This is a genomic window from Pseudomonadales bacterium (genome assembly GCA_024234215.1).
In the GTDB taxonomy this organism is placed as follows: Bacteria; Pseudomonadota; Gammaproteobacteria; order Pseudomonadales; family UBA5862; genus JACKOQ01.
Window position 1 is genome coordinate 17412 of sequence record JACKOQ010000007.1, and the last position, 23063, is coordinate 40474.

A 23063-nucleotide genomic window follows, 5' to 3' on the forward strand; every position below is an offset into this window, starting at 1 on the left:
GGTTCAGCTCAAGCCTGCCTGAGCAGCCACTTCGGCCGCGAAGTCGACCTGCTCCTTGACGATCCCTTCACCCACTTCGTAACGGGTGAACGAGAGAATCTCGGCGCCGGCCTTCTTGACCAGATCGCCCACCTTGACATCGGGATCCTTGACGAAAGGCTGTTCGACCAGGCTCACCTCCGCCAGGAACTTGCGAATGCGGCCATCGATCATCTTCTCGACGATTTCGGCCGGCTTGCCGCTCTCGGCCGCCTGCGCGCTGTAGATCTCGCGCTCTTTGGCGATCACGTCAGCGGACACATCGGTGCTTCGGACCACCAGCGGATTGCTCGCGGCCACATGCATGGCGATGTCGCGGGCCAGCGCGCTGCTGCCATTCTTCAGCACGACCAGCACGCCGATCTTGTTGTTGCCATGCACATAGCTGCCAACGATGGCGGAATCGGCCTGCTTGAGTTCGGCCCGGCGCACACTGATGTTCTCGCCGATCTTCTGCACCAGCGCCTCACGCACGGCACCCAGCTCGGAGCCCATCAGTGCATCGACATCGACTGTCTTTGCGGAAAACAACCGATCAACCACCTGCCGCGAGAAGTTGAGGAAATTTTCGTCCCGGGCCACGAAGTCGGTTTCACTGTTGATCTCGGCCATGACGCCGTAGCTGCCATCTTCCGCCAGTCGGGTGACGATGACCCCTTCCGCCGCGATCCGTCCCGCCTTTTTGGCGGCCTTCATGCCGGAAGATTTGCGCAGCTCATCGATCGCCTTCTCGATGTCGCCATTGGCCTCCTGCAGCGCGCGTTTGCACTCCATCATGCCGAGGCCGGTTCGCTCTCTCAGCTCCTTGACCTGGGAAGCACTGATTGCGGTCATTTACACTCTCCTTCCGAATTTCATCCGCTGCGCGACAGCTGCAGCGGCCGTTCATCTTCTGCCCGAGCAGCGGGTGAGCGCGCAGCGCACCCATCCGCCCGGGCCTTCATTTCTGCAAAAGCGGCAGGATTCCGGCCGACTCAGACCGACGCCGACTCATCCTGGACTTCGACGAACTCATCCTGACGCACCACACCGCGCGCCCGCTCCTTGCCGTCGATGATCGCATCGGCCACTGCGGTCACATAGAGCTGGATGGCGCGAATGGCATCGTCGTTGCCCGGGATCACATAGTCGATGCCTTCAGGGTTGCTGTTGGTGTCGACAATGGCAATGACCGGTATGCCGAGCTTGCGCGCCTCGGTGATGGCAATGTGCTCGTGGTCGACATCGACGACGAACATCGCGTCGGGCAGGCCGTTCATCTCTTTGATGCCGCCGATGCTGCGCTCGAGTTTTTCCAGCGTGCGCATCCGCATCAGCGCTTCTTTCTTGGTGATCTTGTCGAAGGTGCCATCCTGACTCTGTTTCTCGATCTCCTGATAGCGACGGATCGAGCTGCGAATGGTCTTGTAGTTGGTGAGGGTGCCGCCCAGCCAGCGGTGGCAGACATAGGGAGCGCCGCAGCGTTCGGCCTGCTCCTTGATGATCTTGCTGGCCGAGCGCTTGGTGCCGACAAACAGAATCTTGCTGTTGCTGGCGGCAAGATCACCAAGCAGGCCGAGGGCGCGGTTGAACGCCGGCAGGGTGTATTCGAGGTTGATGATGTGAATCTTGTTGCGGGCTCCATAGATGTAGGGGCCCATTTTGGGATTCCAGTACCGGGTCTGGTGTCCGAAGTGCACTCCGGCCGCCAGCATCTCTTTCATGCTCACGTGTGGCATAACGCCTCCTGTTGGGTTGAACCTCCACGCATCCCATGATTCAACCCTGTGAGAGGGGCACCCAGAACCATGTGACGATGCGTGTGTGTCGTTTCGTTCGTTGAATTGAGGTGTGCTTCGCACCCCCCCCCTGCCCCTCGTAAAAAGAGGCAGGGCGCGGATTATGCCACAGGGCGGAATGCATCAAAAGCCGAAGCGGGTTCGATCGAAGCTGGCGGCACTCCAGGTGGATACGGTTGTGATCGCTCCGCGAAACGGGCGAGCCATCGCCCCGTCACCGTTCAGCTCTTGGGTTCGCCGAGGACGATCACCTTGTCGGCCGAGAGCCCCTGCGCGGCGCAAAGCATCCGGTAGGTTCTGAGAATCGCGGCAGCATCGACCATGCCGACCACATTGCCGGCCTCGTCGATGTTGATGTTGGCGCCATAGATCGCGAACCAGACATCGGTAATGCCTTCCTGATCCTTCGGTGTCATCAGCGTGTGGACCGAACCGGCGGGTTCATAGAGGTAGGAGCCGGGTGCGTTGACGTAGCTGGGATACTCCTTGTAGAACCAGCGCCCCTTCAGGGTGACCGCAAAGACCGATCCGGTGTGGTAGTGCTTGGTGATGGTGCGTCCGGGCGGCATGCGGGTGCGCAGAATCCACAATCCCTGGTTCAGATCGACCTGCAACAACTGCATCGAACCACCATCGCCGGTGTCGACGAAGGGCACTTCGCTCTCGCTGATGTGGATGGCTTCGGTCAGGCCATGCAGCGGAATCATGGGTGGCGGATTGGCAGGCGCAGTGGACATGCGGGCTTCCTCAAAGGGGGAGTGGACAGGGATGTGTCTGAAAGGTGGCCGGCATTGTTGTGGTGGCGAACCCCGGACCGACTCACCCGGCCGCATCATAGCGCATCCCTGTGGTCACGCCATCAGACTGATCGCCTTGCGAAACCGCGCCAGCGACAGGCCGAACAGTGCCGCTCCGATCAGGCCAAGCGCGGCAAAGTGAGGCCAGACCACCCCAATGCCGGCACCGCGGTAGAGAATCGCCTGCGAGAAGGCGACGAAGTGGGTGGTGGGCGCCAGCGCCATGATCCACTGCACCAGCTCCGGCATGCTCTCGCGTGGCGTCACTCCGCCCGAGAGCATCTGCAACGGCAGCAGCACCAGCATCAGCAGCAGGCCGAACTGCGGCATCGATCGGGCCAGGGTGCCGAGGAAGATCCCCATCGAGGTGGTGGCAAACAGATGCAGCGTGGCGCCGGCCAGAAACAGCAGCAGCGAACCTTCGATCGGCACCGCCAGCAATCCCTGCACCACGCCGAGCAGTGACAGGGTGCAGGCGACCAGCACCACCAGCCCCATCGCCCACACCTTGCTGGTCATGATCTCGAACGGCGTCACCGGCATCACCAGCAGATGTTCGATGGTGCCATGCTCACGCTCGCGAATCAGTGCCGCGCCGGTCAGTACGATCGACAGCATGGTGACGTTGTTGATCACCTCCATCACCGAACCGAACCACGCCTTGTTCAGCTCCGGATTGAAGCGCGCCCGCAGCGTCAGTTCGACCGGCAACACACTGTTGCTGCGGTGACGCTGAACGAATTCGGCCACCTCACTGTTCACCATGCTCTGGATGTAACCGCTACCGGCAAAGGCCTGACTCATGCGGGTCGCATCGACGTTGAGCTGGATGGTCGGTCGACGCCCGGCCAGCAGGTCACGCTCGAAATCGGGCGGAATGTCGAGCGCGAAGGTGTCGAGCCCGGCATTCATCCGCGCATCCATCTGCGTCTGATTGATCAGCACCGGCGGCATGAAATGGGGTGGGTAGAATGCGCCGACGATGCGCGTCGACAGCGTCGAACGGTCTTCGTCGACGATCGAGATGGCCGCCCGGTTGAGGCTCTCCGGCATTGCGGTGGCGGCGGAATAGATGGCGAACGTGAACGCGAACACAATCAGCACCAACATGGTCGGATCTCGAGAAAGACTTCTCAATTCCTTGATTCCAAGATTTAAAATGTTGGAAATGCGCATCTCATCGCTCCTGTTTTTTCAGCAGCAGCACGCAGAAGGTGAAGATCACCGGAGTCGCCAGCAGCAGCGCCATCATCTCGGTTTGCAGGTCGGCGAAACCGAGTGCCTTGGAGAAGACCCCCCGTGCGACGATCAAAAAATGGGTGGTCGGGTAGATCTGGCCGATCAGCCGACCCACTCCTTCGAGCGAGGAGACCGGATCGATCATGCCGGAGAACTGTATCGCCGGCAGCAGGCTGAGCAGCGCAGTGCCGAAGATGGCGGCGATCTGGCTGCGCATGAAGCTGGAGATCAAAAGACCGATGGCCGTCGCGGTGCAGACATAGAGCAGCGCGGCCGTCGCCAGCGTCAGAAAGCTCCCCTTCAGCGGCACCCCGAACAGCGTGACGGCCAGCAGGGTCAGCATCAGGAAGTTCAGCATCGCCAGCGCGACGTAGGGAAGCTGCTTGCCCAGCAGAAACTCCATGCGGGTCACCGGCGTGACGTAGAGGTTGATGATCGAACCCAGCTCCTTCTCGCGCACGACGCTGAGCGCGGTCAGCATCGCCGGAATCATCATCAACAGCAGTGGGATCACCGCCGGCACCATCGCCACCAGACTCTTGACGTCGGGGTTGTAGCGAAAACGCAGCTCGATGTTGACCAATCCCTGGCTGCCGGCTTGACCGGAACGGCGCAATTGCAGGTCGGCCAGCCACTTCAGGTGCATGCCACGCACATAGTTCTGCACGGTCTCGGCGCGCTGCGGCATGGCGCCGTCGATCCAGGCGCCAATCTCCACCGGGCGACCACGTTGCAGGTCGGCAGCAAAACCCGGGGGAATCTCCAGCGCCAGACTGATCTCGCCACTGCGCATGCGTCTGTCCAGTTCTGCATGGTCGGCAATGGGGTGACGCTCGATGAAGTAACGCGAGCCAGAGAGGTTCGAGACATAGTCACGGCTCAGCGTGCTCTGATCGCGGTCGAGCACGGCAAAGGTGAGATCCTCGACATCCATGCTGATGCCATAGCCCATCACCAGCATCAGCAGCAGGCTGCCGAGCAGCGCCAGCGTCAGCCGGATTGGATCACGTCGCAACTCCAATGCCTCGCGCCGGCTGTAGCTGAACATGCGCTCCGGATCGAAACGGCGGCGCCGGATTGGCGTGGTCGCCGATGCCGAGCCACTCGCCACATCATTGGCCACCTCGACCACGGCATGCGGGGGCTCCTCATCGACCACCTCGCGCAGATGGCTGATGAAGGCCTCTTCGAGACTCCCGACTCCACGCTCCGCCACCAGCCGGACCGGGCTGTCGCTCGCCAGCACCTTGCCGGCATGCATCAGCGAGATGCGATCACAGCGCTCGGCCTCGTTCATGAAGTGGGTCGAGACGAAGATCGTCACCTGGTCATTGCGTGCCAGGTCGACCATGATCTGCCAGAAGGCATCGCGGGCGATTGGATCGACTCCGGAGGTGGGCTCGTCGAGAATCAGCATCTCGGGCTGATGGATCATCGCCACCGCCAGCGACAGCCGCTGACGCTGGCCAAGCGGCAGATCCATCGGCAGCATCTCCATGATCTCCAGCAGCCCAAAGCGCTGGCCCATCTCCAGCACCCGCCGCGCGACCTGTGCCGGTGCCACGCCGAACAGGCGCGCGTGCAGCAGCAGGTTCTGCCGCACCGTCAGTTCGGCGTAGAGCGAGAAGCCCTGCGACATGTAGCCGACCCGGCGCCGGGTGTCGATCGCCTTCGGATCGACCGGCTGACCGAACAGCCAGGCATGCCCCTCGCTGGCGGGCAGCAGGCCGGTGAGCATCTTCATCGTCGTGGTCTTGCCACAGCCATTGGAGCCGAGAAAGCCGAAGATCTCGCCGCGCGCGATGCGGAAGCTGACATTGTCGACGGCCACGAAGTCGCCGAAGCGCATCGTCAGGCCACTGGCCTCGATCGCCGCGTCGCCATCGCCATCGGGCTGGCGCGGCGGAATCACCACCGGCCGATGTTCACGGCGGCGCAGCTCCGGCAGCAGTGCGATGAAAGCCTGCTCCAGGGTCTCGCTGCCACTTTGCGCCAGCAGTTGCGCCGGCGTGCCACTGGCCAGCACGGTGCCGCCATCCATCGCCACCAGCCAGTCGAACCGGGCCGCCTCCTCCATGTAGGCGGTGGCGACCAGCACACTCATCCCGGCGCGGTGGCTGCGAATGCGGTCGATCAGCTCCCAGAACTGCACGCGGGAGAGCGGATCGACCCCGGTGGTCGGCTCATCGAGAATCAGCAGATCCGGGTCATGGATCAGCGCGCAGCACAGACCCAGCTTCTGCTTCATGCCGCCGGAGAGCTTGCCGGCCGGACGGTCGCGGAACGGGGCAAGGCCGGTGCTGATGAGCAGTTCGTCGATGCGCCGCCGGCGCTCACCATCGCCATGGCCAAACAGCCGGCCGAAGAAATCGATGTTCTCGAACACCGACAGCGTCGCATAGAGGTTGCGGCCAAGCCCCTGTGGCATGTAGGCGATGCGCGGGCAGACCGCCAGTCGATGGCGCCGCTGTGCCATGTCGCCATCCAGCACCTCGATCTGACCGGTCTGGATCTCGCGCGCACCGGCAATCAGCGCCAGCAGGCTCGACTTGCCGACGCCATCCGGTCCGATCAGCCCCACCCGCTGACCGCGCGGAAGCTCCAGTGTCACCGCCTCGAGTGCCCGCACCGCGCCATGGTGCAGTGCGACGTCGCGCAGGCAGACAACCGGTGTCAATGTCGGATCGGCAGCACTGTCACTCATTGCGGCAGTTTGACCTGCAGCTCTTCCGGCCACTGCGCCTGCGGATCGATCCGCACATAGGCCATGCCCGGCAGGCCGGTCTTGATCGAGCGGAGATGCTGTTTGAGCAGCTCTGGTGCAATCCGCGCCTTGACCCGGAACATCAGCTTCTCGCGCTCACTGGCGGTCTCGACGGTCTTGGGGGTGAATTGCGCCACATCGGCGACGAAGGAGATCTGCGCCGGAATCACATACTCCGGCGCGGCATCCAGCCGCAGACGCACCTCGCTGCCGATCGCCAGCCGGCCGGCAGCGGCCGTGGGCAGAAAGAAGGTCATGTAGACATCGGTCAGATCGAGCACATTGAGCAGTCGACTGCCGGCACCGACCACCTCGCCCGGCTGGGCAATGCGGTACTGCACCCGCCCATCGCGCGGCGCCTTCAAGGCGCTGTCATCGATGTCGGCCTGCAGCCGCTCGATGGTGGCGCGACCGGCTTCGACGGCGGCCAGCGCGCCGGTCACCTGCGCCTGGGCCGTCACGATTGCCGCCTCCATCGCCACCACCTGTGCTTTCGCGCCATTCAGCGCTGCTTCTGCACTCGCTGCGCGGGCACGACCATCGTCCAGATCCTGCGCGGTCACCACCCCCTTGGCGGCCAGCAGTTCGGCCCGCTTGAGCCGCTTGCGGGCCACATCCAGCTCAGCCATGCGCTGGGCCACAACCGCCTCGGCGGCCTTTTTTTCACTCTCGCGCTGTGCCGCCTGACTGCGGGCGGTGGCCACCGCGCTCTCGGCCTGGCGCAGCCGCGCTTCGGCTTCACGCCGCTGCGCAGTGAGCACCTCGGTATCCATCTGCGCCACCTGCTGGCCCGCGGTGACGAAATCTCCTTCATCGACCAGAATCGCCTGCACTCGTCCCGGCACCTTGGCCGCCACATCGACCTCGACCGCCTCGATGCGGCCATTGCCGCTGGCAAAGCCCGCACCCAACGGCGTTGGTTGCAGCCGCTGCCAAACCAGATAGCCAATTGCCACCAGCGCGATCAGCGCACCTGCCTTCAGCCATCCTCCAAGCCTCGATTTCATACCCCATCCATTGCGTCAAAGTGAAAAAATAATGAGTTTACAGCGTCATGAAGCCTGCAGAGCCTGACTTCGCGCAAGCATCTCCATCAAAACAGCTGATCCAAGAGATGGCAAGGCGCCGGACTTGGTCATGGGTCGGACAGACTGCTAAAGTGACGAAAAAAGGAGCTGACCATGGACAAGCTGCACTATCAGATACAGGACTCGGTCTGCACGATTCATCTGGATGACGGCAAGGTCAATGCGATGAATCTGGTCTTTTTCGAGGAGCTGCATGCCGCGCTCGACCAGGCGGAAAAATTCCGCTGCCGGGCCGTGGTGATCGATGGGCGGGAGGGCGTCTTCTCGGCCGGACTCGACCTCAAATACATGCCGACGCTCGAACCGGCCGAGCGTGCCCGCTTCAGTCAGACCTTTGCCCGCGCCATTCTGCGGCTCTACACGCTGCCGATCCCCTCGGTGGCGGCGATTGCCGGCCATGCCATTGCCGGCGGCGCGATTCTGGCCTTTGCCTGCGATTGCCGCTACGCGCTCGATGGGCACTATCTGATCCAGCTCAACGAGATCAAGAACAGGATGGCGCTGCCGAACTGGATGAGCCTGATCGCCTCGACGGTGGCCGCACCCGCCACCCTGACCCAGTTGGCGCTGCATGCCCGCGCCTACCGCCCGCGCGAAGCCTTTGCAGCCCAGCTTCTGACCGGATTGGCCGGCGACGGCAATGAGCTGAACGAACTGCTCCAGCAGTGCTGCCGCGACTTCTTCGAGTTCGACCCCGCCAGTTACGCCACCACCAAACGCTGGATGCGCAATGGTGCTGCCGAGCAGGCGCTGTCGCATCTGAAGGATGTGCAGGCCACACTGATGTGATGTGCGGCTCGGGCCGACCACCGTCCGGGCCATTTCACCACTCAGAAGGGCTGGGTCTCGCCGATGTGCGGAATCCAGATCCGTTCGGCCGCCACCCCCTGCTGCGTGGCGGCAGCGCGAAAGCGTGTCGGCGCTTCCATCAATCGATCGAAGCCGAGCTGCACGGTGCCCCAGTGCATCGCCGCCATCCGCCGTGCCCGCAGATCGAGCCCCAGCCGCAGGCAGTCGGCCGGTTCGCAGTGGTGTCCCGCCATCACCTCCCGCGGCAGAAAGGCCCCAATCGACAGCAGCGCCAGGTCGAACGGCCCATACTGCTCGCCCAACTGGCGGTAGTGGGGACCATACTCCGCATCGCCACCGAAGTAGAGCCGCTTGCCGGTGGCCGAGACGATCGAGAAGCCTGCCCACAGGGTGTCGTTGGTCTTGAACAGCGTGCGCTTCGACCAGTGGATCACCGGCAGCGCAGTGATGCGCAGTCCGGAAAACTCACTGCTCTGATGCCAGTCGAGCTCCACCACCTGCGTCAGTCCCTGCTCACGCACCAGCTCACCGAGCCCCAGCGGCACGATCACCAGCGGATTCTGCCGCCTGGCGAGCTGCCGCAGGGTCGCAGTGTCAAAATGGTCGTAATGGCTGTGGCTGATCAGCAGCAGGTCGATGCGCGGCAGACTCTCCACCGGCAGTGCTGGAGGGACCACCCGCCTGGGACCAAAGGGCGGCAGCGGCGAACAGTGGTCGCTGAACCAGGGATCGGTCAGCAGGGTCACGCCGCCCATGCGCACCAGTGCGGTCATGTGACCGATCCAGGTGACACTGTCGCCCTGGGCGTGGCGATCGAGCCCCGCCTGCACCTGCGATACCGACCAGCGATGGTCTGCCGGCAATTGGCTCACGTCGGCGCGCTGAAACGGAAACTGCACGATGAAGGGCAGCTTGCGCCACCAGGGGCCGGTGGGCGGACTTTGCGGGAGATTGCGAAAGCCACCCCCCGGAAGATGGTGCGATGGTGACTCGGCAGAGTGTCCGGCACTGTCGCAGCCAGCCAGAAAAGCGCCCAGCAAGAGTGCGAGCAGCAGCCTGCTCAATGGCAGACGAAGTCGGTTTGTCATTTTCGATTCAGCGCGTGTATGGTAAAAGCCGATCGGGGCAATTGCTCATGGGGCATGGCATGCAGTTGAAGGATCGCGCACAGGGGTACGGCTGGATCAGCTGGCTGCTGCACTGGCCGTCGGCGCTCCTCATTGTCGGCCTCTTTGCGCTTGGACTCTACATGCGCGGCCTCGACTACTACCACCCCTGGTACCACCGGGCCCCGGCGCTGCACAAACAGATCGGCATCCTGCTCGCCACCATCACCCTGCTGCGGCTGTGCTGGCGGCTCTTCAACCGCACGCCGCCGTTCGAAGCGATGCTCGCACCATGGGAACGAATCGTCGCAACTCTGGCACACCAGCTGCTCTATCTGCTGCTGTTCCTCACTCTCGCCACTGGCTATCTGATCGCCACCGGCGGCGGTCAGGCAGTGTCGCTGACCGACATGCTGAGCATCCCCTCACTGGTTCGACTGCACGACAGCGACACCGAAGAACTCGTGGGGGAACTGCATGAGCTGTTCAGTTTTCTGCTGATCGGCCTGACCCTGCTTCATGCCCTGGCCGCCTGCAAGCATCACTGGATCGACCGAAACCGCACCCTGCTGCGCATGCTCTGGCCGGGTTCGACATCCCCCACCGCCCCTCAGGAGAGAGAACCATGAAACGCCCCTTCCACCGCCGATTGCCCCTCGCCGCCACCGTGGCAGGCCTGTTGCTGAGCCCCATCGGCCAGGCGGCCGACTACCTGATCGATACCAAGGGCAGCCACGCCTTCATCCAGTTCCGCATCCAGCATCTGGGGTACAGTTGGCTCTACGGTCGCTTCAACAGTTTCGATGGCCGGTTCAGTTGGGACGAAAAGCAGCCGACCGCCTCGAAGGTGGAGGTCAACATCGATCCCGCCAGCATCGACTCGAACCACGTTGAACGCGACAACCATCTGCGCTCAAAGGATTTTCTCGACGTCAAACAGTTCCCGACCGCCCACTTCGTCAGCACCTCGGTTGCTGCGGAGGCCGGGGGGGGGCTGCTGCTGAAGGGCAAGCTCAGTCTGCATGGCGTCACCCGCGACATCGACATCAAGATGCACAAGCTAGGCGAAGGGGCCGACCCCTGGGGTGGCTATCGTGCCGGTTTCGCTGGCACCACGACGCTCAGACTGAAGGACTATGGCATCCAGCGCGACCTGGGCCCCGCTTCGCAGGAGGTGGAGCTGACGCTGTCGATCGAGGGTGTGCGACAATAGCCGCCCTGTTCAACCGGGGCGGCTTGATTCAGCATCGATCGCCCCCATTGCACAACGACACCCCGCCGGGGTCAGGCAGCGCCTCTTCATCATCCCGCGAGACCATCCATGGCTGAACGCCAACTCTATAAAGTGATCTTCACCAACCAGGGCAAGGTGTACGAAATCTACGCCCGGCAGATTTACCAGAGCGAGCTCTACGGCTTCATCGAGATCGAGGAGCTGGTGTTCGGCAGCACCACCCAGCTGGTGGTCGACCCGAGCGAGGAGCGACTGAGGAGCGAGTTCGATTCGGTGACCCGCAGCTACATCCCGATCCACTCGGTGGTTCGCATCGACGAAGTGGAGCGCGAAGGCGTCGCCAAGATCAGCGAATCAACCGGCGGCAGCAATGTCACCCCGTTTCCCCTTCCGGCCTTTCGCCCCGGCGGTCACAAGGAGTGACCGCTGCAAGGAGACCTTTCACGCTCGGCTGGCCAGTCGCTGCCTGAGTGTCGCCAGTTCGACACAGAGAACGAAGACCTCCATGCTCCGATCGATCTCCTCCAGCGAGGGAAAGGAGGGGGCAAGACGGATGTTGCTGTCCTGCGGATCGCGCCCGTAAGGGAAGCTGGCTCCGGCCGGCGTCAGCGCCACTCCCGCCGCGCGACAGAGCCCGACCACTTCGCTGGCCAACCCCGGCAGGGTGTTGAAGGAGATGAAGTAGCCGCCCCTTGGACTGGTCCAGCTGGCGATCTCCTTGCCCCCCAGTGCAGCCTCCAGCCGCTGCAGCACCCGGTCGAACTTCGGCCGCAGAATCTCGGCATGCTGCCGCATCAAGGCGCGCAGGGTCGACTCATCCTTCAGAAAGCGGACGTGACGCAACTGGTTGACCTTGTCCGGACCAATGGTCGACATGCCGAGATGGGCACGAAACCGGGCCAGATTGGCCGGTGCCGAGGCCAGAAAAGAGATGCCGGCCCCGGCATGGGTGATCTTGGAGGTCGAACCGGTGATGAAGATCGACGTCTGGGTGCCCAGCCTCCGTGCCAGCTCCATCAGATTGGCGAGCGCATCGCCCGGCGTATGGAGGTCATGCACCGTGTAGGCGTTGTCCCACATCACCACGAAATCCTTCGGTGCGATGCGACCGAGCGCCGCGATGCGGGCCACGGTCTCGTCGCTGTAGGTCTCGCCGGTGGGATTGGCGTATTTGGGCACGCACCAGATGCCCTTGATCGAAGGATCCTGCCCGATCAGCGCCTCGACCTGCGCCATGTCGGGGCCCTGACCGGTCAGTGCGACCGGCACCATCTCGATACCGAGGTGCTGACAGATCGAAAAGTGGCGGTCATAGCCCGGCACCGGACAGAGAAACTTCACTCCGCCCTGTTCGCGCCAGGGCGTGGCATCCGGCCGCAGGCCGAAAAAGTGAGAGAAAAACAGCACCCGATACATCAACTCAAGGCTGCTGTTGCCGCCAACCAGCACCTCGTCACTGCCGACCTCGAGCAGCGCAGCGCCCAACCGCTTGGCCTCAGGCAGACCATCGAGCCCACCATAGTTGCGTGCATCGGTGCCATCCTCGGCCAGATGTCCACCCTCGAGCGGACCCAGCAGCGCGTCGGAAAGATCGAGCTGGGCCGGACTCGGCTTGCCACGGGTCAGATCGAGCTTCAGCCCGGCCGCACACCACTGTGTGTAGGCGTGGCTCAACACCTGTTCACGCGCCAACAGTTGCTCTTCTGGAAGCTGAAGCAGTGACAAGAGAGACTCCTTGGGCAGGTTTGGAAGGGGTGGACCACCCACGACCGCGCCGGCAACAGAGCGCCAGCCGATCAGGGGCGGCCATTATAAATAAGACGAACGGTTCTTGCCCGGCGATTGCTGAATGAAGCCGCCAGCAGATCGCCTCAGCGGCGCGGCCTGGTCGGCGCCGACTTGCCACCTGCTGGCCGGCGAGCCGGCTGCTTCCGTGCAGTCTGCGGTCGGTTGCTGAGCGCATCGTCCGGTGTGCGCCGACGTGGTGGCCGCTCCGCCGCGCGCTGCGCCGCGGCAGCAGGCGATGACGCCGAACCTCTGCCGCGCGCCGGAGCGGTTTCGCGGGTCTCATCCGCCGTGCGTGACCGCGGGCTGCGTCGAAGCGATGCGCCGAAACGCGGCGCCGCCGGCGCGTCTGTGCGCTCCCGTCCGACCATGCCACGGCCACGACCGGCGGGTTTTCTGGTACGTTCGGCGGTCGCCTCGTCGGCCACGAAATCGGCCGGCAGCGGGATGTTGGCGTAGCGGCACAGCGCCTCGATCTGCGGTCGCTCCAGCTCCTGGTAGCGCCCCTGCTTCACTGCCGACGGCAGAAAGATCGGCCCGAAACGGACCCGTTTGAGGCGGCTGACCCGAATCCCCTGCGACTCCCACATCCGCCGCACCAGCCGGTTGCGTCCCTCCATCACGGTGACGTAAAACCAGCGATTGATCCCCTGCCCGCCCCCATCGCCAAGATCGGTGAAGCGGGCCGGCCCATCCTCGAGCTGCACGCCGGTCAACAGCCGTTCGCGGACGCCCTCGGGCAGCTCGCCGAACACCCGCACCAGGTACTCGCGGTCGATGGCAGTGGAGGGGTGCATCAGCCGGTTGGCCAGCTCACCCTCATTGGTGAACAGCATCAGACCGCTGCTGTTGAGATCGAGTCGGCCCACGGCGATCCAGCGGCCATACGGCAGTTTGGGCAGGTTGGAGAAGACCGTCGGCCGCCCCTCGGGATCACTGCGGGTGCAGATCTCGCCCTCGGGTTTGTGGTAGATCAGCAGTCGGGTCTGCTGCTTCACCGGCGGCCTGATGGTCACCGGACGTCCGGCCAGAGTCACCTTGTCGCTTGCTGTCACCCGGTCGCCCAGCCGGGCCACCCGACCATTGAGGGTGACCTGTCCCTCGGCGATCAACTGTTCAAGCGCGCGACGGGAGCCCAGTCCGCAACGGGCCAGTGCTTTGTGCAATTTTTCGGTCGGTACAGTCATGGGTGCTCTCTGGTCAATGGCGTGGTTGGCGGATCAAGTTCACCCAACTCGAGCTGCGGATGGCTGACATTCAGGTCGACGAGCTCTGCCAGCGGCGGCAGTTCACTGAGGCTCTTGAGGTTGAAATGGTCGAGGAGCTGCCGGGTGGTCGCATAGATCGCCGGTCGTCCCGGCACTTCGCGGTGGCCGATGACGGCAATCCAGCCCTGTTCGAGCAGACTCTTCATGATCGAGCTGCTGACGGCAACACCACGCACCGCCTCGATCTCGGCACGGGTGATCGGCTGCCGGTAGAGGATCAGCGCCAGGGTTTCGAGCAGCGCGCGGGAGTAGCGCGGGGGTTTCTCCTGCGCCAGCCGGGTGACCCAGGGGGCGAACCGCGCCCTGACCTGCATGCGCCAACCGCTGGCCACCTCCTTGAGCTCATAGCCGCGCCCCTCGGCTGCCACACCGACCCTGGTCAGCGCCTCGCGCAACTGCGACAGCGACGGCTGCTCTGGCGGGTCGAACAGCTGCTGAAGCTGCTCAGGCGTCAAGGGGCGATCCGCCGCCAGCAGCACCGCTTCGACGATCTCGGCAAGCGTCGGCTGCGCCATGCTCATGCACGCTTCGCCTGCAGATGGATCGGTGCCAGCGGCGCATTCTGCAGCAGTGTCACCAACCCCTCCTTGACCAGCTCCATCATCGCCAGAAAGGTGACCACCACGCCAAGCCGCCCCTCTTCGACAGTAAAGAAGAGGGTAAAGGGGAGAAAACCATCATGCGACTGGCTGAGCCTCGCCAGAATCGCACTCATCCGCTCCCGGGTCGACAGCAGCTCGCGTGACACCTGATGGTGCTCGAACAGCCGGGCACGCTCCAGCAGTCCACGCAGCGCTTGCAGCAGTTCATCGAGCTGCAGCGACGGCGGCAGCGGCGCCCGTACCAGCGGCGGCAGCGCACAGTTGAGCAACGCCAGATCGCGGCCAAGCCGCGGCAGTTGGTCGAGCCGCTCGCCCGCCTGCCGGAACTGCTCGTAGTCGCGCAGCCGCCGTATCAGTTCGGAACGGGGATCTTCGCTCTCCTCATCGGTGGAGGCAGGCTTTGGCAGCAGCAGGCGGGACTTGATCTCGGCCAGGGTCGCGGCCATCACCAGATACTCCGCCGCCAGTTCGAAGCGGCTGTCCTGCATCAACTCGACGTAGGCCATGTATTGGCGGGTGATGGCCGCCACCGGGATGTCGAGGATGTCGAGGTTCTGCCGCTTGATCAGATAGAGCAGCAGGTCGAGCGGCCCCTCGAAGGTCTCAAGAAAGATCTCCAGCGCATCGGGCGGGATGTAGAGCCCCTCAGGGAGGCGGAACAGCGCCTCGCCCTGCACTCTGGCCAGCGGCAGCTCCTGCTGCAGTGGCACAGGCAAGGGCATCGGTTCAGCCGACACGGCCGTGCCGTTGCATCAGCGGTACCTCAGCCCCATCACCTCGCGCACCTCATCGAGGGTGGCACGCGCCTCTTCACGCGCCCGTGCATTGCCCTCCTTGAGGATGTTGCGCACCAGCGGCAGATCCTGCTCATATTCGCTCGCCTTCAGTTGCAGCGGCCGCAGCTCGCCTTGGATCGAATCGATGATCGGCCGCTTGCAGTCGACGCAACCGATGCCGGCACTGCTGCAACCCTCGCGCACCCACGCCTGCTGCACGCCATCGCTGTAGATCTGATGGAACTGCCAGACCGGACACTTGTCCGGATCGCCCGGATCGCTGCGCCGCACCCGCGCCGGATCGGTCTGCATCGTGAGAATCTTCTTTTCGATCAGCTCGGGCGGGTCGCGCAGCGCCAGCGTGTTGCCGTAGGATTTCGACATCTTGCGGCCATCGAGCCCGGGCATCTTCGGAATCGGCGTCAGCAGCGCCTGCGGCTCGGGCAGAATCACCTTGGCATCGCCTTCGAGGTAGCCCATCAGCCGTTCACGGTCCGCCAGTGAGAGGTTGGGCTGTTCGCGCACCAGAATCCGTGCCCGCTCCAGCGCATCGCCATCGCCCTGCTCCTGATAGGCGCGGCGCAGCTCGACGTAGAGTTTCGCCAGCTTCTTGCCCATGCGCGCCGCCGCGGCCTCGGCATTCTCGCGAAAGCCCTGCTCGCCGCCATAGAGGTGATTGAAACGGCGCGCCACTTCGCGGGTCAGCTCGACATGGGCCACCTGGTCGGCACCGACCGGCACCACGCCGGCCCGGTAGGCAAGGATGTCGGCGCTTTGCAGCAACGGATAGCCAAGGAAGCCATAGGTGGCCAGATCCTGCTCCTTGAGCTGCTCCTGCTGGTCCTTGTAACTCGGCACCCGCTCCAGCCAGCCCAGCGGGGTGATCATCGACAGCAGCAGATGCAGTTCGGCATGTTCCGGCACCTGCGACTGGACGAACAGCGTTGCCAGACTCGGGTTGACCCCCGCCGCCAGCCAGTCGATCACCATGTCGAGCGCGTTCTGCTCGAGATCCATCTCGCTCTCGTAGTGGGTGGTGAGCGCATGCCAGTCGGCAACGAAGAAGTAGCACTCATACTCCTGCTGCAAGCGGGCCCAGGTGCGCACATTGCCATAGTGGCCCAGATGCAGTTTTCCAGTCGGTCGCATGCCGGACAGCACGCGGCGCCGCGATTCCATGATGCTCAAAGAGTTCTCTCCCGATTCAAAACCGATTCCTCCGCAAGCGGCGGAGTATAGCCTGTCGCCGGCCGCTTTCAGTCGGCCTGCATGTCGGCAAAGGGTGCCGGATCGCCCTTGCCCAGTCGCACCACCTGCGGCGCCTCACCGGTCAGATCGACCACGGTGCTGGGCTCCAGCCCACTGAAGCCGCCATCGATCACCAGATCGAGCTGGTGCTGCAGCAGTTGCCGAATCTCATGGGGATCGGTCATCGGCTCGCTCTCGCCCGGCAGGATCAGGCTGGTGCTCATCAGCGGCTCACCCAGCTCCTCGAGCAGCGCCTGTACAATCCGATGCTCCGGCACCCGAATGCCGATGGTCTTGCGCTTGGGGTGCTGCAACCGCCGTGGCACCTCACCGGTCGCCGGCAGGATGAAGGTGTAGGCCCCCGGCGTGTAGCGTTTCAGCAGGCGAAACCGGCTGTTGTCGAGCTTGGCGTAGGTCGATATCTCGGTCAGATCACGACAGACCAGCGTGAAGTTGTGCCGTTCATCCAGCCGGCGGATCGCGCGGATGCGGTCGGCACCGGCCTTGTTCTCCAGCCGGCAGCCCAGCGCATAGGCCGAATCGGTGGGGTAGGCAATCACGCCCTCCTTGCGCAGAATCGCCACCGCCTGCTGCAACAGGCGCGGCTGCGGATTCTGCGGATGGATCTGAAAGAACTGACTCATGCGCAAACTCCGTAAGGTTGGCGGAGCCGTTGATGCTCCCAGATCGGTGCAATGTCGACAGGCAGTGGCAGCGAGCGCCCCAGATCGGCCCAGGGCGTCCGCTCGTGATGAAAGTCGCTGCCCACCGATCCACCCAGCCGATGCTGGCGTGCCAGCGCACTCCAGAGCCGCTGGGCATCCGGCGATTGTCCGGCCATGCCCAGCTCCAGCGCCTCACCGCCCCAGCCGCTGAAATCGCTCACCAGTGCCAGCCGCTGCAACCGCCCCAGCCGGTAGTGGTGCGGATGGGCCAGCACCGCCACCCCACCCGCTGCCTTCACCACCGCGATGGCGTCGCCCAGATGGGGCCAGTGGGTGACCTCCTCCTGCCATTTTTCATTGCCGATGTGGCGGTCGAACGCCTGCTGGAAGGTGTCGACATGGCCGCTCGCCACCAGCCAGTTGGCAAAGTGGACCCGGCCCGGCGCGGCACTGCCCGCCAGCGCGGTCGCGCCCAAGAGGGCGCCTTCGATGCCGCGCTGGCGCAGATGATCGGCCAGGATCTCGGCACGCCGCAGCCGCCCACGCCGCAACTGCTCGATCAATCGCAACAACGGCTCATGGTCGATGTCGATGCCCAGACCGATCAGATGCAGCGCGCAGCGCCCCCAATGGCAGGAGATCTCGATGCCGGGCACCACCCTGATTGCCTCACCATGCTGTTCTGCCGCCGCTGTGGCCTCGGCCACCCCGGCAACGGTGTCATGGTCGGTCAATGCCAGCAGCGTCACGCCAGCCCGATGTGCCCGCTCGACCAGCGCCGTCGGCGAGAGCGCACCGTCGGAAGCCGTGCTGTGGCTGTGCAGATCGACTTTCATCGGCGGGACGGTTCGCTCACTTTCATTCAATGGATCGGCGGATTGCAGCCGGCATCGACAGCTTCTAGACTGTCAGCAAGCCCCTGATGGCTGCAATGGTAACACCCCTGCCCCCCTCTATCTGCCGAACCAACCATGAAACAACTGCTCGAATTCATCCCCCTGCTCGCCTTCTTTGCCGCCTACAAGCTGTACGACATCTATATCGCCACCGCCGTGCTGATCATCGCCACCTCGCTCCACTACGGCATTCTCTGGCTGGTCGAGCGCAAACTCGACAAGACCCAGCGCTGGACCTGGATCGGCGTCGTGCTGTTCGGCGGTCTGACCCTGGCCCTCGGTGATGACACCTACATCAAATGGAAGGCGCCGGTGCTGGACTGGCTCTTTGCACTGGCCTTTCTCGGCAGCCAACTGTTCGGTGAAAAGTCGCTGGTCGAGCGGCTGATGGGCAACGCCGTCAGCCTGCCCAAAACGATCTGGAACCGCCTCAACCTGAGCTGGGTGATCTTCTTTGCCGCCACCGGCTTTGCCAACCTCTATGTCGTGTTCTATCACCCCGAATTCTGGGTCGATTTCAAGGTGTTTGGCAGCTTGGGACTGACCCTGCTGTTCATGGTCGGTCAGGCGATCTACCTGGTGCGCCACATCACGCCCGAAGCTGTCGAAGAGCAGGGCAAACAGTGAGCATGCTCTACGCCATCATCGCCGAGGATGTGCCGCACAGCCTGCCGCTGCGGCAAACGGCCCGGCCCGCTCACCTGGCGCGGCTGCAGGCACTGCAACAGCAGGGGCGGCTGCTGCTCGCCGGTCCCCATCCCGCCATCGACCACCCCGATCCTGGCGAAGCCGGTTTCAGCGGCAGCCTGATCATTGCCGAATTCGACTCGCTGGCCGCCGCGCAGCAGTGGGCGCAGGCCGACCCCTATGTCAGCGCCGGCGTCTTCGCCCACGTCACGGTCAAACCCTTCAAGCAGACGTTGCCCTGAACAAAAACCGGCTGCTTTTCAGAAAATATTCAGGCGTTTTCGGCTCATACCGTTAAAACCCGCCATGGCTGCGAGTAGAATGCCGCCACCTCAATCGGCCAAGGAGACCCTGGTGGTGCCCGCTTTCAGACCCCTTCGACTGCTGCCACCCATGCTGACGCTCCTCCTTGCCACCGCAAGCCATGCCGAAACCCGCTATGTCACCGATCAGTGGCGTTTCGAGCTGCGCAGCGGCAACAGCAATGAGCATCGCATCATCGACTACCTCGGCAGCGGCACCGCTGTCGAGGTGCTCGAGCCGGTCAGCAACGGCTTCATTCACATCAGCACCGCCAAGGGTGTCGAGGGCTGGATGCGCGAGAGCTACCTGCAGACCGCACTGCCGGCCACACTGCGGCTCGAGCAGCTCACCAACTCAGCCACCGCTGCGGCGGTCGCCGCGGGCAAGCTCCCCGCAACCAGACCCCTCGCCCCTTCGGCGCGCGAAACCGAACTGGAAACAGCCAATCAGAGCCTGACCCAACAGCTGACCGAGGCCAAGGCGCTTTGCGAGAATGCCGCCCAACTCGACCAGCGCAACCGCGAACTGCTGCAGGAGAATCAACTGCTGCAGGATCAGAGCACGCTGCTCAAGGTCGAAAGCGAGCGGTTGCGGGAGCAACTGGAGAAAAAAGAGTTCTATCTGGGTGCCGGCGCGATTCTGCTTGGCCTGCTGCTGGGGGTCATACTCCCCCATCTGAAGCCAAAGAGAAAATATTCGGAGTGGCGCTGAACGGCTGCACTTGATCGCCGCCACGCGCCTGCGCGGCAGGTGACCACCATCTCAAAGCACACGCAAAAATTTCAGGCTCCACAGGGTGCCCCGTCCACTGCTGCGCAGCTCGATCACCCCCTCCAACTGCTCCATCAACTGCTTGACGATGCTCAAGCCCAATCCTTGGTGCGGCGGCGCCTTGCGGGTCGGTATCGGCTTGAACAGGTTGGACAGCACCTCATCGGCCATCCCCGGCCCCTGATCGCGAATGGTCAATTCGACATAGTGCTTGCCATCGACGAGGACCTGGCCGTAGGTGGTGAGCGTGATCTCGCCCTGGAACGCCGAGGCATCGGCTGCATTGTCGAGCAAGTTGATCAGCACCTGCCGCAATAGCAGTGGATTGCCCCGAATCTGCGGATTGGCTTCATCCAGATCGAGCCGATAACGAACGTCTTTGCCCGAAGTGTCAGCCTGTTGCAGTGCCTGCACCAGCTCGCACACCACTTCGTTGAGATCGAACGCCTGCCATGCCATTGCAGTCGGATGCTCTTCGGCACGCTGCACGACGCTGTCGACCAGCTCGACCACACGGTCGATCTCGGCCTCGACCGGCAGCAGATCGGTCCTGGTCAATCCACTGTGCTGAAACCGCAGGGCGATGATCGAAAGGTAGTTTCTGGCGATGCTGAGCGGACTGCCGAGCTCATGCCGCAACTCCCGCAACAGCAGCGATATCTGTCCACGCAGTGCCTGTCGCTGCTTCACTGTCTGCGCCTGATGCATCCGTATCGCCCCAAGGCGACGCCCCAGCAACAGGCCGTAGTAACGCAGTGCCGGCAGAAGTTTCTCCAGCCGGTCGCGTGTGCTGATTTCCGTCCCGATCACCAGCAGTGCGCCGGCTGTCGCATTCTGCATCAGCGGCAGACAGAAGATCGCCGTGGCGTCCAACTCCCGAATCAGTTGCCGGTCGAGCAGGGCCAGTGGCGCCTCCCACTGCCAACTCCCCAGCGCAACACCCTGAGCGAGGCAGTGCGCCACCATCGAATCGCCATGCCCGGCAGCAAGAGTGATCTCGTCAGACAGCATGCCGTCGTCGTGCGCCGCTGGACAGAGCAGCTCAAGGCTGCCGTCAGTGCACAGGTAGAGCATGAAGCGCTCGACACCGGCCAGCAGCCGCAGCTCCTGTGACACGGCGCTCGCCAAGGTCTGCAAGTCCGCGTCGGGCTGCCATGCCCAGGGGGTGACGATGTCCTTGACCAGTGCCTGATCGCGCAAGGTGGCGGCCAGACTCAACGCCACGGCATCATCAGAGGCTCCCCAGCAGGAGGAAGAGAGTGGCCAACCAGACCAATCTGGACTCTCCGCCAACCGCGTCAGAAATGCTGCCGGCAGCTCGAGCCGTTGCCCGACCACAGTCACGGCCTCGATCGCCTTCCTGTTGGCGTGCCGCAACTCTTCGCTCGGCAGGGCCAGATTGGCCGCGATTTCGTCGAGACCGACACTCTGCGCGGACAGCAGAGGCGTGATCGCAACCGGATAGGCGTCGACCGCAGCGCGCAGCAGCCTGATCAGCGGGTGAGCATTGCGGGTTCGGGAGAGGGGTTCATCAAGAAAATGGAGCGCATCAACCACCCGCCTTGGCACCCCCAACAGGGTGGTCAGCAGATCAAGCTGTCTGGAGCGCTCCAGATCCGGATCTTCGAGCGCCGATGCAGTGGCGAAATCCGCATCGATGGTTGCCGCCAGCTCGCGCAGCTCCATCAAGCCCAGCAACAGCGTTCCCAGGCGCAGGTCATCCAGTTCAGGATAGGCAAGGTGGTTCGCCAGCTCGACAGCAAAGGTCCGACGCAGCGTGATGCGGGCCCACAGATCGAGCCAGCCTGCGTCACCCAACTGATTGAACACAGAGAAGAACTGGCTGGTGACCGCCTGGTCGAGCAGAGCCTCGATTCGCCACTGACCCAGCGCGGCAACGCAATCGCCAAGCCGGTCATCCGAACTCTCGGCGGTTGGCGCCCTGCCCTGCAGCGCCAGGACTCTGGCGCTCAGCACCACATCGAACTCAAGCAGCCGCGTCCACTGTGTCTGCGCGTCGACCGCACCATCCAGTTTCCGCCGCTGCAGATGAAGCAGCAGCTGTGGCAGCACCGGCAAGCGCAGCCATGGCCATGCCGATGAGCGCAGGACAGCAGTTTCTAGCATGCCATCCGCACCAGCACAGCTTGAGCAACTTCAAGACAATTGAGTGAACAGCACGCCAATGAATTGTTTTTTTTGGTTAAGGTGCGCAAAATCAGACATCTCCGCCCCGGCTTCGCAGGGGCATCGCCCTCTGCGTCCAGGACCCATCGCGTGGCCAAAGTTCCAGCACTGATCGGCATGATGGGCGCTCACCACGGCGCTGGCGTCACGACGCTCAGCTTCAACCTTGCCGCAGCCCTGCTTGCGCTGGATAAGAGTGTCGAGATTATAGAGGGGGAGCTGGGTTCGACAACAGCCACTCATCGGCTGGCAGCGGCACGCCGCCAGAGCGTGCAGCAGCACTCTGGCATCTCACCGATCATTCATCAGCTGCAGGAGGCCACCCAGCTTCCGGCGCTGCTGCGCCGTCTGATCGAGCCAACCCAACGGCAAAGTGCCATCGACTTCATCCTGATCGATCTGCCCAGCCTCGACATCACGGCCGACGCCGCCCAGGGCGAGATTCTCGAACTGCTCGATCAACTGATTCTGGTCACCACTGCGCAACGCAGTTCGTTCCATGCAACGACCGAGAGCCTGTGGCGGTTGGCCAATCAGGAGATCCGCCTGCCCATCGGACTGCTGATCAATCGGGTCAAGGGCTACCACGAGAGCCAGCACTGCTTCCAGCGGCTGCAACAGGAGGTGACGCCAGCGCTGCGCAGCGCCTTCGATTACCTGGGTTGCATCACCTGCGACAATGGCATCGACCTGGCCATGACGCTGGGCAAGCCAGTCGCGCTGGCCTTTCCCGACAGCCCGGCCGCACTGAATCTGCGCTTTCTGGTCTCGCACAAACTCCAGCATCTGCTCTCGACCGGCCGCATCGATCGGCTGCTCTGGAGCGTCGATCCCGTGCAGTCGCAGCCACTTCCAGCCATGCCTGTCGCGGCAACCGCACCTCAAGGCACCACGGCAGAACGGCAACCGTTGACCGCACCCGACGAAATCGAGGCCGAACCGAGCCGGCCAAACAGCCACGGCGAGCAGTCGGCACTGCATCGCGCCCTGCGTCTGGCGGCCGCGCTGGTCTGATCCATT

At 63.5% G+C, this 23063-nt stretch carries 23 protein-coding genes; 8 read left to right on the forward strand and 15 right to left on the reverse strand.

Features of this window, described 5'->3' with window-relative positions; translation table 11 throughout:
* Nucleotides 1–3: 3 nt before the first annotated feature.
* From H7A13_11620 to H7A13_11645, 6 genes are all read right to left on the reverse strand, one after another.
* Nucleotides 4–873: an elongation factor Ts gene (locus H7A13_11620; GenBank protein MCP5333983.1), complete on the reverse strand. Its 870-nt coding sequence runs from the start codon at nucleotides 871–873 to the stop codon at nucleotides 4–6.
* Nucleotides 874–1013: 140 nt separating this feature from the next.
* A complete protein-coding gene (rpsB, locus tag H7A13_11625) occupies nucleotides 1014–1757 on the reverse strand; it encodes a 30S ribosomal protein S2 (GenBank protein ID MCP5333984.1) in 744 nt (247 codons plus the stop codon).
* 281 nt (nucleotides 1758–2038) lie between these two features.
* On the reverse strand, nucleotides 2039–2554 hold the full coding sequence (locus tag H7A13_11630) for a 2,4'-dihydroxyacetophenone dioxygenase family protein (protein MCP5333985.1): 516 nt from the start codon (nucleotides 2552–2554) through the stop codon (nucleotides 2039–2041).
* A gap of 114 nt (nucleotides 2555–2668) precedes the next feature.
* Entirely contained in the window at nucleotides 2669–3790 is a 1122-nt protein-coding gene (locus H7A13_11635; protein MCP5333986.1) for an ABC transporter permease, read from the reverse strand.
* 1 nt (nucleotide 3791) lies between these two features.
* The gene (rbbA, locus tag H7A13_11640; protein ID MCP5333987.1) at nucleotides 3792–6557 is read right to left on the reverse strand and encodes a ribosome-associated ATPase/putative transporter RbbA; all 2766 of its coding nucleotides are present in this window, start codon (nucleotides 6555–6557) and stop codon (nucleotides 3792–3794) included.
* A complete protein-coding gene (locus H7A13_11645; protein MCP5333988.1) occupies nucleotides 6554–7624 on the reverse strand; it encodes an HlyD family efflux transporter periplasmic adaptor subunit in 1071 nt (356 codons plus the stop codon). Before H7A13_11645 ends, rbbA begins: the two co-directional genes overlap by 4 nt.
* Before the next feature lie 174 nt (nucleotides 7625–7798).
* Between H7A13_11645 and H7A13_11650 the strand changes: the two genes are divergently transcribed.
* On the forward strand, nucleotides 7799–8494 hold the full coding sequence (locus tag H7A13_11650) for an enoyl-CoA hydratase/isomerase family protein (protein ID MCP5333989.1): 696 nt from the start codon (nucleotides 7799–7801) through the stop codon (nucleotides 8492–8494).
* 41 nt (nucleotides 8495–8535) lie between these two features.
* Here H7A13_11650 and H7A13_11655 read toward each other — a convergent pair whose 3' ends face one another.
* Nucleotides 8536–9603 carry an MBL fold metallo-hydrolase gene (locus H7A13_11655; protein MCP5333990.1) on the reverse strand — a complete coding sequence of 356 codons (1068 nt, stop codon included), beginning with the start codon at nucleotides 9601–9603 and terminating at the stop codon, nucleotides 8536–8538.
* A 59-nt stretch (nucleotides 9604–9662) separates the two neighbouring features.
* On the opposite strand from H7A13_11655, the gene H7A13_11660 reads away from it, so the two are divergent.
* The 3 genes from H7A13_11660 (at nucleotide 9663) to H7A13_11670 (ending at nucleotide 11278) form a co-directional block, all read left to right on the forward strand.
* On the forward strand, nucleotides 9663–10250 hold the full coding sequence (locus H7A13_11660) for a cytochrome b (protein MCP5333991.1): 588 nt from the start codon (nucleotides 9663–9665) through the stop codon (nucleotides 10248–10250).
* A complete protein-coding gene (locus H7A13_11665; GenBank protein MCP5333992.1) occupies nucleotides 10247–10834 on the forward strand; it encodes a YceI family protein in 588 nt (195 codons plus the stop codon). Before H7A13_11660 ends, H7A13_11665 begins: the two co-directional genes overlap by 4 nt.
* Before the next feature lie 108 nt (nucleotides 10835–10942).
* Nucleotides 10943–11278: a DUF1820 family protein gene (locus H7A13_11670; GenBank protein ID MCP5333993.1), complete on the forward strand. Its 336-nt coding sequence runs from the start codon at nucleotides 10943–10945 to the stop codon at nucleotides 11276–11278.
* Nucleotides 11279–11296: 18 nt separating this feature from the next.
* On the opposite strand, the gene H7A13_11675 is transcribed toward H7A13_11670, so the two are convergent.
* The 7 genes from H7A13_11675 to H7A13_11705 form a co-directional block, all read right to left on the reverse strand.
* Nucleotides 11297–12580: an aminotransferase class I/II-fold pyridoxal phosphate-dependent enzyme gene (locus tag H7A13_11675; GenBank protein ID MCP5333994.1), complete on the reverse strand. Its 1284-nt coding sequence runs from the start codon at nucleotides 12578–12580 to the stop codon at nucleotides 11297–11299.
* A 146-nt stretch (nucleotides 12581–12726) separates the two neighbouring features.
* Nucleotides 12727–13827: a pseudouridine synthase gene (locus H7A13_11680; protein MCP5333995.1), complete on the reverse strand. Its 1101-nt coding sequence runs from the start codon at nucleotides 13825–13827 to the stop codon at nucleotides 12727–12729.
* Complete coding sequence (gene scpB, locus H7A13_11685; GenBank protein ID MCP5333996.1) at nucleotides 13824–14429, reverse strand: SMC-Scp complex subunit ScpB; 606 nt, start codon at nucleotides 14427–14429, stop codon at nucleotides 13824–13826. Before scpB ends, H7A13_11680 begins: the two co-directional genes overlap by 4 nt.
* Nucleotides 14426–15232, reverse strand: coding sequence for a segregation/condensation protein A (locus H7A13_11690; protein MCP5333997.1), 807 nt, complete (start codon nucleotides 15230–15232; stop codon nucleotides 14426–14428). Before H7A13_11690 ends, scpB begins: the two co-directional genes overlap by 4 nt.
* Before the next feature lie 30 nt (nucleotides 15233–15262).
* Entirely contained in the window at nucleotides 15263–16465 is a 1203-nt protein-coding gene (locus tag H7A13_11695) for a tryptophan--tRNA ligase (protein MCP5333998.1), read from the reverse strand.
* 77 nt (nucleotides 16466–16542) lie between these two features.
* The gene (locus tag H7A13_11700) at nucleotides 16543–17178 is read right to left on the reverse strand and encodes a threonylcarbamoyl-AMP synthase (GenBank protein MCP5333999.1); all 636 of its coding nucleotides are present in this window, start codon (nucleotides 17176–17178) and stop codon (nucleotides 16543–16545) included.
* Complete coding sequence (locus H7A13_11705) at nucleotides 17175–18035, reverse strand: PHP domain-containing protein (GenBank protein ID MCP5334000.1); 861 nt, start codon at nucleotides 18033–18035, stop codon at nucleotides 17175–17177. Before H7A13_11705 ends, H7A13_11700 begins: the two co-directional genes overlap by 4 nt.
* Before the next feature lie 135 nt (nucleotides 18036–18170).
* On the opposite strand from H7A13_11705, the gene H7A13_11710 reads away from it, so the two are divergent.
* The 3 genes from H7A13_11710 (at nucleotide 18171) to H7A13_11720 (ending at nucleotide 19796) form a co-directional block, all read left to right on the forward strand.
* Nucleotides 18171–18722, forward strand: a complete 552-nt coding sequence (locus H7A13_11710) for a septation protein A (protein MCP5334001.1) — start codon at nucleotides 18171–18173, stop codon at nucleotides 18720–18722.
* Nucleotides 18723–18724: 2 nt separating this feature from the next.
* Entirely contained in the window at nucleotides 18725–19024 is a 300-nt protein-coding gene (locus tag H7A13_11715) for a YciI family protein (GenBank protein MCP5334002.1), read from the forward strand.
* 151 nt (nucleotides 19025–19175) lie between these two features.
* Complete coding sequence (locus H7A13_11720) at nucleotides 19176–19796, forward strand: TIGR04211 family SH3 domain-containing protein (protein MCP5334003.1); 621 nt, start codon at nucleotides 19176–19178, stop codon at nucleotides 19794–19796.
* A 51-nt stretch (nucleotides 19797–19847) separates the two neighbouring features.
* Here H7A13_11720 and H7A13_11725 read toward each other — a convergent pair whose 3' ends face one another.
* Nucleotides 19848–21983 (reverse strand): hypothetical protein, encoded by a 2136-nt coding sequence (locus H7A13_11725; GenBank protein ID MCP5334004.1) that lies wholly within the window; start codon nucleotides 21981–21983, stop codon nucleotides 19848–19850.
* 150 nt (nucleotides 21984–22133) lie between these two features.
* On the opposite strand from H7A13_11725, the gene H7A13_11730 reads away from it, so the two are divergent.
* Complete coding sequence (locus H7A13_11730) at nucleotides 22134–23057, forward strand: hypothetical protein (GenBank protein MCP5334005.1); 924 nt, start codon at nucleotides 22134–22136, stop codon at nucleotides 23055–23057.
* Nucleotides 23058–23063 lie beyond the last annotated feature (6 nt).